We start from the raw sequence: 804 nt of genomic DNA, 5'->3' as shown, positions 1-804 counted from the left end.
TGGCTGGTCGATGGGCATACTGGTGAATGAATTTAGCAACCTATATACAGCTTATGCCAAAGGGCAGGAAAGTCCGCTGATGCCGCTGGCGATCCAGTATGGCGATTATGCCCACTGGCAGCGCAATTGGTTACAAGGAGCTGTGCTGGATGAACAATTGGCATACTGGGAAAAGCAGCTTGCTGGTTTACCTATGGTACACGCGTTGCCGCTGGATCACGTCAGACCCGCGGTGCAGAGTTTTGCAGGTGCTTTCCATATTTCCCGTATCAGTAAAAGCACTTACAAGGCTTTGATTGGCTTGTGTCAGGCGCAGGGAGCCACTTTATTTATGGGACTGCATGCGGCTTTTTCTGTGCTGCTGTCCCGCTACAGCAATGAACAAGATATTGTTATTGGTACGCCAGTGGCAAACCGAGAGCAGGCGGAAGTGGCCGGTTTGATCGGCTTCTTCGTCAATACACTAGTCCTGCGGAGCGATTTATCTGGCAAGCCGAGTTTCCAGTCGCTGCTAGAACAAAGTAAAAATATGTTACTTGACGGTTATGCCCATCAGCAGGTGCCGTTTGAACAAATTGTCGAACGTTTGCAACCTGAGCGTAGCCTAAGCCATAGCCCGTTATTCCAGGTGATGTTGGCGCTGCAAAATAATGATGAAGGAAGTTTATCCTTGCCTGATCTCAACCTTTCTCTGGTGGAGGGCCGGGAAGGGGAAAGTGCGAAGTATGATTTAACGCTAAATGTGGCTGAAGGTGAGGATGCTCTTAACCTAGGGTGGGGCTATAATACCGCTTTGTTTGAGCG

General features: G+C 49.5%; 1 protein-coding gene. It reads left to right on the top strand.

What is annotated here, in order from left to right; genetic code table 11:
- Nucleotides 1-22: 22 nt before the first annotated feature.
- The coding region (locus N477_RS00630; RefSeq protein WP_231098039.1) for a condensation domain-containing protein at nt 23-804 on the top strand (782 nt) is incomplete at its 3' end.

This window comes from Pseudoalteromonas luteoviolacea H33-S, assembly GCF_001625695.1.
GTDB lineage: Bacteria > Pseudomonadota > Gammaproteobacteria > Enterobacterales > Alteromonadaceae > Pseudoalteromonas > Pseudoalteromonas luteoviolacea_B.
The sequence above is the reverse complement of the archived record's forward strand: the minus strand, read 5'-3'. Positions and strand labels throughout refer to the sequence as shown.